A 16,166-nucleotide genomic window follows, 5' to 3' on the forward strand; every position below is an offset into this window, starting at 1 on the left:
ATGCAGAGCGCTTCTCTTAACACGACACCAAGCCTGGATGCGGTCGCGCGACGGGCAAGGCTGATTGGCTCATCACTCGTTGGTCCTGCCCTGTTGCTGGTGATCGCCATCAACATTCTGCCCGCCGCTTATGGATTTTATTTAAGCCTGCATAAGGTTTTTTTCTTTGGTAACGAAGGTTTCGCCGGTCTGGGCAATTATGCCGACTTATTGCGCGATCCGTTTGCATGGAAAGCCATCGGCCTGTCTCTGTTCTTTACTTTTGCGTCACTGGCCATTGCAATACCATTGGCCTTGCTGGCGGCAATCGGCATCCGCTATCTGGGACGCTGGGGCAGCATCCTGTTAACGGTGCTGCTGGTTCCCTGGGCCATGAGCCCGATTGTGGTTGCCTTGCTGTGGAAATGGATTCTTGTTCCTTCCTCGGGCGGGCTGGTTGGTGCGCTATTTACGATGTTTGGTTATCCACCACAGGACCTGCTCACCAACCCCGTGCTGGCCATGCCCACATTGATCGTGGTGGCAGTCTGGCGTACGGTTGCCTTTGCCGCCATCATCCTGATTGGTGGCCTGGGGCAGATTCCCCAGGATTTATATAAGGCCGCTGCGGTGGATGGGCTGGGTGCCTGGGAGCGTTTTTGCAAAATCACCCTGCCGCTGCTTGCGCCATCGCTATTGATTGTGATCTCCATGCTCACCATCAGCTACTTCAATGAGGTGCAACTGATCATCGGCCTGACCGGCGGTGGTCCGATCCGGCAAACCAGTACCCTGGCCTATCTTCTTTATCATACGGGGTTTGTTGAGTTGGAACAGGGCAAAGGCAATGCCATTGCGGTGTTGATGTTTCTGATCAATATGGGGCTGATTGCCATTTACATCCGTATTCTGGGTAAGCAACCGGGAGCTGCAGCATGAAGTTTACACTCCGTATTTCAACCGTCATCTGCTGTCTGCTGGCTGGTCTTGTGGCGCTTGGGCCTATTTATTGGGCAGTTGTGACATCGTTCAAATCAAGCAGCCATATTTTTGCGGTTCCACCTGAAATCATCCCGCTTAGTCCAACCGTCCAGCATTACGTCAAGCTGGTCGCCGAGGGCGTGCAATGGGCGTTTCTAAATAGCGCCGGTTATGCCATCGTGGCCGTGTTGATTGCGCTGATACTCGGCTCGATTGCCGGTTATGCGCTCACGCGTTTTCCGGTAGCTGGTAAGCCTGCCGTGTTGCTGATCTTTGTGGGGGCCATGGCGGTGCCGGCTTTTGCCGTTCTACTGCCAACCCAAATGCTGGCAACGGCCCTGGGTTTGCAAAATACCTGGTCTATTCTGCCTATTCTTTATGCGGGTCATATCCTGCCATTTGCGGTTTGGGTCACACGCTCTCATTTCGCCAGTATTCCGCGTGAACTGGAACAGGCTGCGGAGCTGGATGGTTATTCACGTGCAGAAGCGGTCTGGAAAATTGTGCTTCCCGGCGCCAAGCCTGCTTTGCTTGCTGCCGCGACCTTCGGCTTTCTGCATTGCTGGAACGACTATGTGACCGGTTCAACCATGGTGGACTCGCCCGATCTGCGTACGCTTCAGGTGGCGCTGATTTTCTTCCAGGGATTCCATGGTCGCGACTGGGGTGCACTGATGGCGGGCGTCGTTATTGCGACCATCCCACCAGTGGTTGTCTTTCTTCTCTTTCGAAAATTCCTGATCGGCGGCTTTGCTGATGGGTCAGTCAAAGGCTAAGCATCATGAATCAAACAAAATCAAACACGGCCCAATCTGTTCAGTTCCAGAATGTGGGGAAAAGCTACGGGTCGGTCAATGCGGTGAGCGGTATCAATATTTCTATCGAGCCAGGGCAGTTCGTTACCTTACTTGGGCCTTCAGGTTGTGGCAAGAGCACGACGCTCAATATGATTGCCGGCCTGGAAATGCCAACCGAAGGCCGAATTATCATTGGCGATCGCGACGTTACGACCGTCAAGCCAGCCGATAGAGATATTGCTATGGTGTTCCAGTCGTATGCACTTTATCCACATATGACCTTATTTGAGAATATTGCTTTCCCGATGCGTGCACGGCGACGTCGTACGCAGGAATCGGAGGTGGAGCGCAAGGTAAGGACAGCGGCAAAAATGCTCGGGCTGGAATCTATGCTGGGCCGCTATCCACGAGAGATATCGGGAGGTCAGCGTCAGCGTGTTGCCCTGGGCCGCGCCATGGTGCGTACGCCTACCGTTTATCTGCTGGATGAGCCGTTATCCAATCTGGATCAGCAACTGCGGGTGCAAATGCGATCCGAACTGAAAGACATTCACCAGCGGCTGGGTGCGACCATGCTGTATGTGACGCACGACCAGAGTGAGGCCATGACCTTATCGGATTTGGTGGTTGTTATGTCTAACGGGCGGATCGAGCAGGCAGGCAGCCCCGAGGAACTGTATAACAATCCGGCCAACCTCTTTGTGGCGCGGTTCCTGGGTGAACCGGGAATGAATATTCTGGATGGGGCGGTAGAGGGTGATCGCTTGCGTGGTCAGGGATTCGATTTCGCACTGCCATCACTGGCACAAAATACGGCGCAACATATTTCAATCGGCATTCGGCCGGAAGATTTGGTGTGTGAGCTGGCGGATACGGCGCCAATACAGGGCATTGTCAGAACGGTTGAGTATCTGGGGGCGCGTAGCCTGGTACGGGTGATGGTGGGCGAAACCATGATCTCGGCGTTTCTTCCTGCATCGATGAAATTTCCGGCAGGTGCGCCCATTGGTCTTTCCCCCGTTTATCCGGAAAAAGCCCGTTTTTTCAAAACCAATGGCGGCGAATCATTGCATTATCGTCAGAATATGGCGAAGCATTGATTTGCATGGCTTGTCGCTGATGTGTCGCTGATGTGTCGGGTTACGGCTGTATCTGACAGTGTTTAGGGCTCGCACTCTGGCACTGTCGACTGACTAGTGTACCTATTGAAGAGGAGTTAACTATGCGCCTGGAATTGGCACAACGTCTGATCTCGGCGGTTCTGGACGCTGGCAGGACACGACAGTCTAAGCCGCTCGCGGCCGTTGTCGTAGACGCAGGAGGCAGTATTGTGGCGTCGGCGCGAGACGACGGCGCCGCGCTCGCGCGCCACGAATTCGCCATGGCCAAAGCCTGGGGTAGTATCGCCCTTGGTCTTGACACCCGTGAACTGGTTAAGCGAGCGGATGCGAACCCGGCGTTCTTTTCCGCTGCAGCAACGCTGTTATCCGGTCGATTGTTACCTGCTGCCGGCGGGGTGTTGATCAAGGAGGGCGAGCAACTGCTGGGGGCGCTTGGCGTGTCGGGTGATACGCAAGAGATGGATGATGCATGCGCTATGGCAGCGCTTGAACAAATCATCCGATAAAAACGCCGCTATCACTTCGATACGCAGGCGGTGGTTCGTTGCCGCAAGTGTGTTTTCTTTAACACAATATTGATATATTGGCCGATGATGATCGGGCCGTGCAATGGGTACGCTGTCTTTGCGACATGGCCACACCCATCTGCAATAGATAAACTCATCATTTCCGGCGGATCGATTCTACAAACTGATCCAGTGCCCGTTCGATTGCCAGGGCTGCGGGTTCCTGCGGGTGCCATTCGGGCATATGGCCATCGATAGCCATCCGCGCCAATCCATACACTAAAGCTCTGGCAGACAGGATCAGATGGTCCGGTTGAACGGCTGCTGATATTTCCTTGCGCTCCTGCGCCTGCCGAAGCAACACCACCATACGTTCACGAATCGCATTATTTTCCTTAACGAGATAGTCGGACGCTTCAAAGTCAATAAGGGTGCGTGAACTAACAATCTGAAAATGGGTAGGGTGCGCAAGCGCCCAGTTCAGATAGCCCAGCCCGATGGCGTGAAACTGGTTCAATGGCGATTCAGTGTCGGTATTCGCCAATTCAGTTGCAATAGCCGAACTCAGTCTTTGCATGGCCTGTTCTGCCACCCCGGTGAGCAAGGCTGTTTTGGTGCTGAAATGCCTGAACGGTGCGCCGGGAGAGACACCCGCCAGTTTTGCGGCCTGTCGCAAGGAGAGGTTTTCCACGCCATCTTGTTCAATCAGCGTGATACTTGCCTCTATCAATGCCTCCGCCAGATTACCGTGATGATAGCTGCGTCGTTTGCGGCCTGCTGCCGAAGGAGTATGGGTAGCGGTTTTCATATGCCGAGTGTAATCAATCTGTTATATGTAAGCAATGATTATTTTAATTGATAAATGGATATTGCTGATCTTAGAATAAAGTATTCATTGATTACATAGGGAGCGATCTCATGAATAAACCGATGGCAGTACGGGCACTCTGGGTAGCGGGTGTGATGGCGATGAGCAGTGTGTATGCGTCAGAAAAGCCGACGCTCAGCATTAGCTGGCCGCCGCCCGATGCGGCGATCACTCCTGGTGCAGACAAGGAAAAAGCGGTAGGTGTGGTTGTTAAAAGTAACTTTCAGCTCAAGCCGGCTGGCCAATGTGGCGGTCAGGCTAACTGTGGTCATATCCACATGAAAATCGACCCCCAGGATGACAGCTGCAATATTCCTGGCAAACCCTATAACAGCATGAATAGTGATACGGGCGGCGAGTTGATTAAAGCGCGGTTTGGTTATTGCAAGAGGGTAACGGGCAGGCATGTGATCGGCGTGCTGCTGGCGGATGATCATCATCGCCCCGTTTTATGGGAAGGCAAGCCCGTGACCGCACTGGTGGCGGTAGACGTGAAATAGCGTGTCGCCGGACAAATAGAAAATCTCCCAAAGGCGTGATCGGCCAATGGGAGATTGCTCCTACTTTTTAGCGATGCTGATATCAGGCAGCGCGTACGGCTTTTTGAACGTCTGCATCAACCCAGTATGTGTAGGTACGCAGAACGGTCAGTTCCAGCGTTGCTTCATCAGTGCTGTTGATCAGGGCAGCAGGAATCACTGCTGCGCCATTGGTCCAGCGCATTGCGGTACCTTTGACGTCCTGCACGGCGTTCAGGCCGGTCAATGCATCATCTGTCAGGCTGATTTCATGACGATCTGTTGCAGTGGTGATCGCAATCATTGACAGGCCAACACCGATCTTACGCAGGTCACGACGAGCCAGCGGTGTGACGTCACGAACCACGGCAGCGCGTGACAGAACGCGGACATCGCCGGCATTCGCAGGCAGCGCAAAGCGATACACGCCTTCTTTGCTGAATGCGGGTGTGGCGTGAACAATCTGACCATTCACTTCAATGCACAGCGCGGCGTCTGTCGTACGCACCGCACCGGTCATCGCTTCCGCACGCACCAGCAATTGTTTGCGAATGGCTTCGACAACAGGCCCTTGCTGCGCAACCGTAATACCTTCAACAACGGGGCGACCCTCTGCAGGGCCGAAATCCGGGTTCATGGCCACTTCAGCGGCGTTCTGGAACATATTGCGGTTACCGGTATCGACATAAGACTCGGCAGGAACACCTTCGGCAAGCATGATGTCAAACTGTTCAAGCTCAACGTGGAAGTATTCGAATTTCTGGGTGTCGAATTGCTGCACAATGGTCTGGCCGTTGACCAGCATCATGGCAGGGACCAAAGTGCCGTTGAACGACACATGGTGGCCTGGAGACAATGTCAGGTCGCGGTGTGGTACGTTGCTGGCGATGGCATCTTTCTTGAACAGAATAGGGAAGGCACGTACTGCATCCTTGGCAGGAATGCGGCTTTTGTGCAAGGTGCGATGACCCAGCCATTTGACTGTGGCAACGCCACCGGAAGCGGTCAGCACTTTGTCGCCGGCTTTCAGTGTTTCAACCTTCACTTCACCTTCTGGGGTGGCAATGTGCGTGCCTTTAAGGTAGCACGCATAGGTCATGGTGCCGCCTTCGAAAATCAGTTTTGTTGGATCCAGGCCCTCGGCGTTAAAACGGCCGACAGTAAAGCCAAGATTATTCTTGAAGACCAAATCGCCGTTAACATATTCGCCGCTGGTGGCACCCACTACCTGAATCTGGTCGCCGGCTGTGACGCCTGTGATCGTTGGATAATCGGACAACTGAAGATTGATTCCGGTAGGATCGTAGATCAGTGTCGATGTTGCATCTTCTCCGAGGTCGATATTGAATTTGTTACCAACGCCCAGCGAGAGAAAGCTGGAGGTCATTTCGAGCGTAGAACCCTCTGAAAGATTGTAGTTAAAGGTAGAACCAACATTAATTCCTGCGAGGCCGGTCAGTTTTACGTGGGCATCTTCACCCAGATTGATGGTACTGGTTGACAGCAAACCGACTGACACTGTTTGCTTTAACTCGAGAACGTTGTCACTACCCGTCGCATTATTGATATTTAACGTGGTATTAGGGCTTAATGCATTGACATTCAACAGTGTATTGCCGTCATATTGACTTTGATCGACTGTCTCTGTTGTTGGCTGAAAAAGTCCGCCAATATTTAAATTTACTGTAGCCATTTCACCTATCCATATAAAGTTGATTAATACCGCAGGAAATAGCGCTGACTGTTTTTTTTGAGTGTCAGTCTTGTGCTAATACAGGCAATATTTATTGTTTACAATATGACGCATTAAGTAACATGCAGGTGGGATGATATTGCAGAATCCCGCAGTGTAAATAAACTCAATGACGAGTTAACATGCCGGCGTGACCAATTGCATAATGCGTGCAGTCGGTGCATCAGGAGGGCTGGGTATTCAGATTCCCATGCGTTCGCGTAAGGGCTTGCGGTACGAGCGTGAAACCGGCCAGGCGCTGGCCACGGACCGCAACTGGATCTGCCATTTGTCGAGCTGTCGTCGATCAACTTCCATCACTTGCAGCGCATTTATGATGGCCGTCCGGTGTATCCGGAAGAATGTCCTGGGTGGCAACAGCGTCTCCCATACACCCAGCGCGCGCGAGTCTAGCACCATCGCCCCGTCCTCGAGCCAGACTTCACTGTAGTTGCCGGCAGAGCGCACGCCAACGATATTGTCCGGCGAGACGCCACGCACGATGCCTCGTGTACTCAGGTAAATGACCTGAGTGGCGCCTGGCAATTCGGCGCTTTCCCGCTGATGCTGTCTTTGTGAAAATCTGGCCTGTCCAATGAGATTCGCGCACTGATATAAGGCCTGGACTTCGGCTGTTGACCAGACCTTGTGACTGACCGTGGTGTCGAAGCCGATGATGCCAAACAGGTTGTTGTTATGACATACCGGCACATTCAGTACGCTCTTGTTGCCTTGACGACGAAATTCGATCTGAAGCGTCTTTGCTGTTCCGGGAAGGTGCTCTACATCATGCAGCATGACCGCCTGTCCTTTCTTCATGTATTGGTGCAGCCAGGCAATGAGCGTGGTTGGCGCTTCCTGAAGTTGCGCTACAAAGGGTTCTGTTTGTCCCCGGCACCATTCGTGCGTATTGCGAAAACGAAGCATGTCCGGGCGATATTCGAGCATCCAGGCCCGATCTGCACCGATAGCTTCGCCCATGAATGCCAATTGTTTGGAGATGGCGGTATCTATAGGATAGGTGAGCAAATGCCTTGCGCACTGATAAGGCCATTCAGCAAGAGAGTTGGTCTTGTCGGTGGGGGTGTGGATCTCGTAATTGCCTGCAGTCTTCACATACAACTCCCTTGTTCGCGGATATTTGTTGCATAGACCTGTCAGGTGAATGTTGAAAGGTCAAGCAATGTCGCTGGGGCTTTGGTTTTAAGGCCCACTTCGGACTCGTGCGTTTGCTGCGGTGTGCGTATCGCAAACGCAATATTTGCAAAGCGTGTCATATGCGGGGGCAGACATTAACAATCAGGGATTTGGGGGCCAGTGTTCCCGGAAAATCGCGTTAAATCCACAGTCAATGTTTCAATATTTCGGACCGATTCGCAAAAAAATGCAACAAAACTTTAATAAAAACAACAGGAATTAAAGCATTTTTGCATTTTTTAGAAAATCACTAGAAGTAGTGATTTTGCAAATCTGTTACATTTCGTACAATGAGTTCAGGCGCAATGCAGTTCAGCACTGAAGCCATCTAGAGAATTAAACCTTTCCCAATGAGGCTATGCATGGTGAACCTAATGGCTCCGGTACTGATTGTTGAGGACGACAGCGTGATGCAACAACGCCTGCGCTCGATTCTTTTAGAAATCGGCTATGCAGACGAAGCCTTGCAGTTTATGTGTTCGATCGCTGATGTCAAATGTCATACTGATTTTTCTCAGATCGCGCTGGCTTTGATCGACCTGGGCCTGCCAGATGGGAATGGCATTGATATTATTGAATCGCTCAGTGCTATTCGGGCTGAGATTCCCATTCTGGTGATATCCGCCTGGAGTTCCGAAGCGATGATCATTAATGCGCTGCAGGCAGGCGCAACCGGGTATATTCTCAAAGAACGTGACGACATTGAGCTCAAGGTGTCTATTCGCAGTATTCTTAAAGGCGGTGCTCCTATTGACCCATTTGTCGCGCGTCACATTCTGAGCAGGCTTCCCATGCAAAAGGCAGCGCCCATAGAAGCCATCCCGGAAGCATCTAAAGATGAGGCTGACAGCGTCAATTTAACCGCGCGTGAGCATCAAATACTGAATCTGGTTGCACTGGGCTTAAGCAATCAGGAAATTGCAAACCAGTTGTTCCTGTCGCGCCATACCGTTGAAACCCATATCCGGCGCGTCTATCGTAAACTCGCCGTTACCAATCGTACCAAGGCCGTGAGCCGGGCGCGTACCATTGGTTTACTGTGAACGTTCAGCGGCAAAGGCCTCCGACATGCGCGCGATAGTTAACGAATTACTATTGCTCTTAGCCGGTATCGTACTGGTCTTTTTGTTTTGCGTTTTCCCCCAAAATACCTGGGCACAATCTGGCAAGAGCGTATGTACACCCAGTCTTGACGCAGCCTATGCTGTGCAGTCCGACGCAACCGCGCCCGAAGCGATCACACAGGCTGACTGGCAACGCGTTTCCCTCCCCGACTATTGGACTGAGCGTTGGCCCTCCTATAACGGCGTCGTCTGGTATCGAGTAGACTGGCACACACAGTGCGCTGACGAAAATGGCCGACCGCCGTTGGCGCTACTGGTCAGTTCAATGAATATGGCCGGTCAGGTGTGGCTCAATGACCAATTATTATGGACTGACGCCAACCTGAGCGAGCCGCTTTCACGCAGCTGGAATTCTCCGCGTTTCCTGAGTCTGCCCCGCCAATCTGTTTATTATTCTGCGGTTAATCAGTTGTATTTTCGTATTACGGGAGACACGCTTAGTTCCCCTGGTTTGGGAACGATCAGCGTGGGCAATACACAGCAGGTTATTGCGCAGTTTGAAGAAGCCACCTGGAATCAGCGCACGATTTTTTACCTGAGCCTAATTTTATCGCTGACCTTAGGCATGGTTTGCGGGTGTTTCTGGTTATTTCGCCGGCAAGAGATTGCTTATGGCTGGTACGCCCTGGCAACCGTTTTCTGGGTCTGCTTTGCTTCCCAGCTGTTGGTTACCGAGACAGCACCCTTTAGTAATACCGCTACTTTCACGCAGTTTAATATCGCCTTTTTTGCTGCTTATATCTTCTGTTTCTGCATTTTTTCCTGGCGATTTTTGTATAAGATATTTCCCCGGGCAGAGAAATACTTTTTTGCCTTTATGCTGATCCTTGTGGCAAGCATCTGGCTGGTGCCTGGTGATTATTTACCCGGTACGCTGCTGGGTGTGTTTATGGCTTCCATCCTGCTCTTCAGCCTGAATAGTTTATTTGTTTCCTATTTTTGCTTCCGTACCCGGCAATTTGAATCATGGCTATTGGGCGTCACACTTATCGGGTGTCTGGCCATTGGTATCGTCTCTGCGCTCTCATTGTTTCGCGTACTTGAGAAATTCTCAAACGTGCTTCCTTTCACCTCCCTGTTGTTTGCTATTTTTCTGAGCATTATTCTTGCGTTGCGTTTAAGCAAAAGTTTACGGCGAATTGAGCGCTTCAATGAGGAGTTGAATCAAAATATTCAGGAGGCGGAGAGGAAGCTGGAACTCACGTTAAATAACCGCCATGCATTAACCATCAAAAACCATCAATTAAAGGAGCGCCTTAACCTGGCGCACGAACTGCATGATGGATTGGGGAGTTCGTTAGTGCGTGCCATGACACAGATTAGTTATGCCAAACAAACATTAGGTAATAAACACACCTTGTCCGTCTTAAGTCTGCTACGAAATGATTTAAGACAAATCATCGACAGCTTCTCGGAAAGCCACGTCAAGCTGCCTGCCAGCCCGGTATATTGGCTGGCTCCTTTGCGCAATCGCTTTGTGCAGATTTTTGATGATATGGGTATTGATCTACGATGGGAAGTGGATTCTGAATGGACGACATTGCCCAGTGCCATGCAATGCCTGACATTGTACCGTGTGGCCGAAGAGTCCTTGACTAATATTATGAAGCACAGCCAGGCAAGCGAAGTCCATTTCCGGTGTCTGGTCAAGGTCAGCGACGTTGAATTGCAGATCATTGATAACGGTATTGGTTTTAATACAGTTGATATTGGCCTCTCGGGCATCAGCGTGGGCATGCATAGCATGCGAACGAGAATCGAACGACTTGCCGGCATACTGGAGATTCAATCCAAGCCGGGTGAAACGTCTATTATCGTTCGTGCGCCTTATGAGCTGAAAAAAGTCGAGCCATAGCTGAGGATGCCGGCAAAGTAGAGACAACCGGCAGTCATGCATTGCGTTTCATAATGACACATATTGTTTCGAATATCAGAGGCGGCTCGGGCAACGGGTGAACGGCAAGGCGTTGACGGAGGCTACAGATTGCCTTTGAAGGCATTACAGGCGCGGCAACGGCGAGCTCCCACAACAGGCCTGTTGTCAGCATCCACCACTCATTTGATATCCCCTGCATGATGCGTTCGGACAAAGGGCAACCCCAACAGCAATGACAAATGTAATAAACCTGTCATTGCGATGATCAATAATACGCCAACTATGTTGGAGAGAAGCCAGTGCTGTCACACAAGCAAAGAGGACTGCGCCGTTGTCTTATCACGGCCGTCATGTTGACAGGCCTGTGTACATTGTTGCCTGCTGTATGGGCGGTTGGCAAGGCCTCGGTCCTTGAACAACCGTATCCCTATGTGGTGGTCGAACAGGACCTGAAGGATGTCCTGCTTGAGCTTGGCCGCAATCTGGGCATTGCAACACAGATTACCAAACCGGTGCGCGGTGTGGTGCGCGGCGGAACGCAACCGAATGAGACGGCAGACGGGTTTCTGCGCCGCCTGGGGGCAGCGCATGATCTGGTCTGGTTTCTGGATCACGATACTCTGGTCGTGTCCACGCAGCAGGAGAATAAAACCGAAAGTGTTTCGGTGACGCATCTGGACACAGAACGGCGGCGCCAGATCGCACAGGAATGGTCCGGCAAAGGGGCGGGCGTGCATGTGACGCTGGATGAGCGTTCGGGCAGGCTGCTTGTGACCGGACCGGCCAGCTTTCAGGAGCGTATTGCATCTGCGCTTGCCGTTGTGCAAAAGGCACCGACACCGCGCAGTGGTATGGGCGTGACGGTTTTCCGTGGCAGCTCCAGCCCGCAGGAAGTGATGGTCCCTCGTTGAATTTGAAGCCCGGGCGAACCGCCTGATTTTGCAGTATAGGAGAACAGAAAATGTCGATCGATCCAGTAAATGCAGCAGTAACTGACACCATTCCGGAAGGCAAATCATTCGAAGATGCCGTGCAAGTGGCTAAGGATACCCCGGACTCCTCTGCGGAGGCTGATCAGGTCTTCGAGAAAGGCATTGGCATGATGATGCAAACCGTGCTGTCTCCACGCATGAATGAAATTCTCAGCGAGGCGATGTCGGACGAATAAGGTTCACAGGCATCGCGAAGTGAATACATGATGGAAATTCCTATTCAAGCAGGCCTTTCGGCCAACCCGATTCCGGTCGAAAGCGTCAGTCCTGTTTCGCAGAACCTGTTCGAGGCCATGGCCATGCAGGCGCGCGACCAGCAGTTCATGAATATGGGGCCGGTCGGACAAGCCCTGGCCGGGCACCTGGACACGTATCTGGAACGAACCAATACCTTTTCCGAAAGGGTCAAACAGATATCCAACGGTGAACCGGTTTATCAGGACAAGGCTGCGTCAGCACAGGCAGGTCCTGGCGCAGGCGATCAGCGGGTGATGACTGTGCTTCAGTCGCTGACGACCATGTTTGATTATTCGATTGAGACCCAGGTTGTGGTCCGCAGCGCTACCCAGATTTCCGGCGCCGTCAATACCTTGTTGAGAGGGCAGTAAGTGCAGCGTCGGTTCTGGTGGTATGTATTACGTGTGTGCGCGCTGCTGAGCGTATTGTTGCTGCAGGCCTGCAAGGAGGATTTGTATTCCGGACTGGACGAGCGCCAGGCTAACCGGATGATTTCCGAATTGATGAAGCAGGGCATTCAGGCGGACAGGTATGCGGTCAAGGATGGCAGCCTGACGGTGACCGTGGACGAGAATCAATTTGCCGCGGCCGTACAGGTACTGGAAGCCTCCGACCTGCCAGAGACACACTTTGCTTCGCTGGGTGATGTCTTCAAGGGCAATGGGCTGGTTTCTTCGCCCACTCAGGAAAAGGCTCAACTGGTGTATGCGATGAGTCAGGAGCTATCCAATACGGTTTCCAGAGTCGATGGCATTCGCACAGCGCGTGTGCATGTTGACCTACAGGACGATGACGCAAAGCGCAAAACAGGCAAACAGGCCTCTGCGGCGGTTTTCGTTCGCTACAGTCCGGACACGGATATCGAATCCCTGATTCCGAAAATAAAATCGCTGGTGTCGGGCAGTATCTCCGGATTGGACTATGAACGTGTCTCAGTGATTCCGGTTGCTGCTGCCGAGGAAAACGGCACCTATACGCCGCGCATGACAACATGGCTGGGGGTACCGGTGCCGCAGCAAAGTGCCGGCAAACTCAGTCAGCTGGTCTTGCTGGTTTTGGTGCTGGTGGCCGTACTGGCTGCGCTCCTCACCTGGTGGTGTCTGCGCTGGCAGGCGCGCACGACAGGTGTTTTGGGTGGATCATCCTGATGATGCAGGCAGATTTCACCGGCAGGTCCTGGGTGCAATTCCAGGACAACCCGCTACCGGGTGTGCATATGGATTATCTGGCCGGTAGTCTGAGTCCCCTGACCATCGTGCAAGAGGATGTATTCAGAAAGGCGGTCGATGAAACGCGTGAACGCGCGCGGTTCATCGCGCTGCTGCAACAACACTATTCGTTGACTGCGTTGTCTGGCTTGCAGCCGGTGAATGACGAAGATGCGTATCTCGCTGCCCTGAGTGTTCAGCAATGGCGATGGCTGGCCAGGGTCTGCGGCATTGTGTATTGGTCCGGAGCGCTTGCTCGCGTGGTGCAGACGCCGGCCCTGCGGGTGCTGGATGCGCAGTTGGGAGACAACTGGTGGCAGTGGGTTCAGGCGGGCCTGAGCGAAGCGAGTGATCATGTTCCATTGCAGGAGGTGTCTGCCGGCGCAAATCCGCCTGAACAATGGGCGATGCGTATTGGGCATTCCGGATCGGCGCTGTTGCGCGCATGGCAGGATACGCTGGATTCGGAACTGGCAGCCTGGGTGAGATTAAAAGAGAGCACCAATACTGATCAGCAGGAATGGATAGAGCCACCAGGCTTGAATGCAGGCGGGCCCGACATCGTCAGGCGCGTATCCGGCATATTGATGCAACAGGCTGCGCTAACATCATGAGCAATACTGAAATGTCTCATAAAGACGCGACTATTTTGCGTGCCGACAGTGTGGCGGCGTGGCGCGAGGGCGAGCGCCACCTTGAACAGGCGACGCAGGATGTCGCCGCGCTGAAAAAACTGGCACAGGAGGACGCGGTCCGTGAGCGTGAACGTGGCTGGCAGGCTGGCTTTGATGAGGGGCGTCAGGCTGGTCTGGAGGAGGCAGCGCGATTGGCCCGGCAGTTGACGGCTGAGCATGATGCCTATCTGGATGGGCTGACATCGCAGCTCGCATCGGCCATTGATGCTTCTGTCAAAAAAATCCTGGCGGGACTGGATGATGCCGAACTGATTGCAGCGCTTGCCCGCAAGGCGATTGAGGACATGCAGGCGCTCAATACGATTGTGTTGCGCGTTCCGCCGGCCATGGTCAATGCGCTGCAGGCTAAACAGCTGTGCTTCAAAGGAAAGCCATTGCCTGTCCGTGCCGATGATTCGCTTCTTAATGACATGTGTTATATGGATACGCCGCTGGGCACGGTGCAACTGACGGCGCAGACGCAATGGGCGCGCATCTTCAGCACGCTGAGTCCGGCGCAGGAGGTGACGGATGCAGACTGAATCCGTTGCCGTGCAGAGGGATCCCATCGCGCCCATACTGGCTGCGATCGCGCAGGCAGACAGCCGTCCCTATCAGGGCAAGGTCCTGGAAGTGCGCGGACTGTCTGTGCGCGCATGGCTGCCCGGCGCACGCCTGGGCGAATATGGCTTTATCGAACCGTTGCTGGGTCAGCAGCAGCCGGTGCCGGTAGAAGTAGTCGGCTTTGAAGATGACCATGCGTGGCTCTCGCCGATGGCGGCCATCAGCGGGGTGAGTGCCGGCAGTCCGGTTTACCGGACCGGCAGTGCCTTTTCGATTGGCGTGGGTAAGGGCTTGCTGGGCAGCATTATTGATGCCTTCGGGCGACATCTGGATGCTCGTAAGCCACAGAACACCGCCGACTTTGTGTTGCGACCGGTCAATGTGGCTGCGCCGTCGGCCATTCATCGACAGCGTATCCGCAAGCCGCTTGCGCTGGGTGTGCGCGCGATCGACGGCTTGCTGACGGTTGGTCAGGGCCAGCGCATCAGCATTCAGGGTGAAGCGGGTGCGGGCAAATCGTCCCTGCTGGCTTCAATCCTGGCCGGCACGCAGGCCGATGTGATTGTGCTTGCGCTGATTGGCGAACGTGGCCGCGAAGTTCGGGAATGGGCCGAAGAGGCCATGACACCGGAGATCCGCTCGCGCACCGTGATGGTTGTTTCAACGTCTGATCGGCCGGCCATGGAACGCGTGAAAGCGGCGGCGACGGCCACCTGTGTGGCCGAATATTTTCGTGATGCCGGGCAGCATGTCCTATTGCTGGTCGATAGCGTGACGCGATATGCGCGGGCCTGGCGTGAGATTGGCCTGGCCGCGGGCGAGCCGCCTACGCGCCGGGGTTTTCCTCCGTCGATGTTTGCTGCGCTGCCCGGATTACTGGAACGGGCCGGACCGGGTGTCAGGGGAAGTATTACCGGCATCTATACCCTGCTGACGGAAGGCGACGGCGAGGCCGATCCGGTTACCGAAGAGGTGACGTCGATTGTAGACGGGCATATTGTGCTGGATGCGCAACTGGCTCGCCGCAACCGCTTTCCTGCGATTGATATTCTTCGGAGTCGCAGCCGGCTGATGGACAAAATTGTATCGGTGCGACACCTGCAGGCTGCGGTGGCGGTGCGCGAATCCATGGCCCGCTATCGCGAGGTGGAACTGCTGATGCGCCTGGGCGAATATAAGGTTGGAGCCGAACCGAAAACGGATCGTGCGATTGAACAGCACGAAGCGATTGAGCGCTTTCTGTGCCAGGATATCAACGATGTTTCCCGGTATGCCGAGACAGAACATCTACTGTGGAGGCTGCTCGATTGAATACGGATCTGAAGAATCTGCGTGCGCTCAGAGCGGTGCGCGCCCGTCGTGAAGAGCGTACTGCCGGGTTGCGTGCGCGTTATGCACGTGAATGTGAGCAGATCCGTCAGCAGCACGACGAGGCCCGGCGTGCATCGGAGCGTTTCAGGCAGGACGTGGGTCAGCAGCAAATAGGCCGCTGGCAGACCTTGTTCAGCGCCGCTTTCAACGATGTCGCTGTTCTGCAGGCCTGCCAGCAGGATATTGCGGATGCGGCCGCCATCGTGCGGGCCGACCAACAGGTGGCGCAATTGCAGGACAGAGTGAATCAGGCCGCCGGGCAATTGCAGCAGGCCACTGCTGCGCATGCTGCCGCCACGCGCAAGCTGGAAGCGGCCAGTCATTTGCTGACAACGCGATATCGCGTCCACGCTGCCTGCGAGGAACGACGCAGCGAAGCGGAGCAGGAAGACATCTGGGGAGCGCACCATTCTGCCTGAAC

The 16,166-nt window shown here is 53.8% G+C and carries 18 protein-coding genes; 15 read left to right on the top strand and 3 right to left on the bottom strand.

What is annotated here, in order from left to right:
• The 4 genes from MIM_RS00310 to MIM_RS00325 all read left to right on the top strand — a co-directional run bounded on the left by MIM_RS00310 (position 1) and on the right by MIM_RS00325 (position 3,384).
• On the top strand, positions 1-918 hold the full coding sequence (locus MIM_RS00310) for a carbohydrate ABC transporter permease (RefSeq protein ID WP_025370756.1): 918 nt from the start codon (positions 1-3) through the stop codon (positions 916-918).
• Positions 915-1,736, top strand: coding sequence for a carbohydrate ABC transporter permease (locus MIM_RS00315; protein WP_025370757.1), 822 nt, complete (start codon positions 915-917; stop codon positions 1,734-1,736). The genes MIM_RS00310 and MIM_RS00315 overlap by 4 nt, the downstream gene beginning before the upstream one ends.
• A gap of 5 nt (positions 1,737-1,741) precedes the next feature.
• Positions 1,742-2,857 carry an ABC transporter ATP-binding protein gene (locus MIM_RS00320; protein ID WP_025370758.1) on the top strand — a complete coding sequence of 372 codons (1,116 nt, stop codon included), beginning with the start codon at positions 1,742-1,744 and terminating at the stop codon, positions 2,855-2,857.
• 122 nt (positions 2,858-2,979) lie between these two features.
• Positions 2,980-3,384 (top strand): GlcG/HbpS family heme-binding protein, encoded by a 405-nt coding sequence (locus MIM_RS00325; RefSeq protein ID WP_025370759.1) that lies wholly within the window; start codon positions 2,980-2,982, stop codon positions 3,382-3,384.
• Positions 3,385-3,541: 157 nt separating this feature from the next.
• Here the strand turns inward: MIM_RS00325 and MIM_RS00330 are convergent, their stop codons facing one another.
• On the bottom strand, positions 3,542-4,192 hold the full coding sequence (locus MIM_RS00330) for a TetR/AcrR family transcriptional regulator (RefSeq protein WP_025370760.1): 651 nt from the start codon (positions 4,190-4,192) through the stop codon (positions 3,542-3,544).
• Positions 4,193-4,302: 110 nt separating this feature from the next.
• On the opposite strand from MIM_RS00330, the gene MIM_RS00335 reads away from it, so the two are divergent.
• Entirely contained in the window at positions 4,303-4,752 is a 450-nt protein-coding gene (locus tag MIM_RS00335) for a hypothetical protein (RefSeq protein WP_245592796.1), read from the top strand.
• Between the two features lie 82 nt (positions 4,753-4,834).
• Here MIM_RS00335 and MIM_RS00340 read toward each other — a convergent pair whose 3' ends face one another.
• A complete protein-coding gene (locus tag MIM_RS00340) occupies positions 4,835-6,463 on the bottom strand; it encodes a Hint domain-containing protein (protein WP_025370762.1) in 1,629 nt (542 codons plus the stop codon).
• Positions 6,464-6,703: 240 nt separating this feature from the next.
• Complete coding sequence (locus tag MIM_RS00345; protein ID WP_025370763.1) at positions 6,704-7,618, bottom strand: LytTR family transcriptional regulator DNA-binding domain-containing protein; 915 nt, start codon at positions 7,616-7,618, stop codon at positions 6,704-6,706.
• Positions 7,619-8,061: 443 nt separating this feature from the next.
• Between MIM_RS00345 and MIM_RS00350 the strand changes: the two genes are divergently transcribed.
• From MIM_RS00350 to MIM_RS00395, 10 genes are all read left to right on the top strand, one after another.
• Positions 8,062-8,742, top strand: a complete 681-nt coding sequence (locus tag MIM_RS00350; RefSeq protein WP_245592797.1) for a LuxR C-terminal-related transcriptional regulator — start codon at positions 8,062-8,064, stop codon at positions 8,740-8,742.
• 25 nt (positions 8,743-8,767) lie between these two features.
• Positions 8,768-10,678, top strand: a complete 1,911-nt coding sequence (locus MIM_RS00355) for a sensor histidine kinase (protein ID WP_025370765.1) — start codon at positions 8,768-8,770, stop codon at positions 10,676-10,678.
• Positions 10,679-10,998: 320 nt separating this feature from the next.
• Entirely contained in the window at positions 10,999-11,610 is a 612-nt protein-coding gene (locus tag MIM_RS00360; RefSeq protein WP_042069778.1) for a hypothetical protein, read from the top strand.
• Positions 11,611-11,660: 50 nt separating this feature from the next.
• On the top strand, positions 11,661-11,867 hold the full coding sequence (locus tag MIM_RS00365; RefSeq protein WP_025370767.1) for a hypothetical protein: 207 nt from the start codon (positions 11,661-11,663) through the stop codon (positions 11,865-11,867).
• A 27-nt stretch (positions 11,868-11,894) separates the two neighbouring features.
• Positions 11,895-12,299 carry a hypothetical protein gene (locus MIM_RS00370; protein ID WP_052342254.1) on the top strand — a complete coding sequence of 135 codons (405 nt, stop codon included), beginning with the start codon at positions 11,895-11,897 and terminating at the stop codon, positions 12,297-12,299.
• Positions 12,300-13,076: a type III secretion system inner membrane ring lipoprotein SctJ gene (sctJ, locus tag MIM_RS00375; RefSeq protein ID WP_025370769.1), complete on the top strand. Its 777-nt coding sequence runs from the start codon at positions 12,300-12,302 to the stop codon at positions 13,074-13,076.
• Positions 13,076-13,750, top strand: coding sequence for a hypothetical protein (locus tag MIM_RS00380; protein ID WP_025370770.1), 675 nt, complete (start codon positions 13,076-13,078; stop codon positions 13,748-13,750). The genes sctJ and MIM_RS00380 overlap by 1 nt, the downstream gene beginning before the upstream one ends.
• Positions 13,751-13,761: 11 nt before the next feature.
• Positions 13,762-14,352, top strand: coding sequence for an HrpE/YscL family type III secretion apparatus protein (locus MIM_RS00385; RefSeq protein ID WP_158318679.1), 591 nt, complete (start codon positions 13,762-13,764; stop codon positions 14,350-14,352).
• Positions 14,342-15,685 carry a FliI/YscN family ATPase gene (locus MIM_RS00390; RefSeq protein WP_025370772.1) on the top strand — a complete coding sequence of 448 codons (1,344 nt, stop codon included), beginning with the start codon at positions 14,342-14,344 and terminating at the stop codon, positions 15,683-15,685. The genes MIM_RS00385 and MIM_RS00390 overlap by 11 nt, the downstream gene beginning before the upstream one ends.
• The gene (locus tag MIM_RS00395; protein WP_025370773.1) at positions 15,682-16,164 is read left to right on the top strand and encodes a hypothetical protein; all 483 of its coding nucleotides are present in this window, start codon (positions 15,682-15,684) and stop codon (positions 16,162-16,164) included. Before MIM_RS00390 ends, MIM_RS00395 begins: the two co-directional genes overlap by 4 nt.
• The last annotated feature ends 2 nt before the right edge of the window (positions 16,165-16,166 follow it).

It is taken from the genome of Advenella mimigardefordensis DPN7 (assembly GCF_000521505.1).
Taxonomy (GTDB): domain Bacteria; phylum Pseudomonadota; class Gammaproteobacteria; order Burkholderiales; family Burkholderiaceae_B; genus Advenella; species Advenella mimigardefordensis.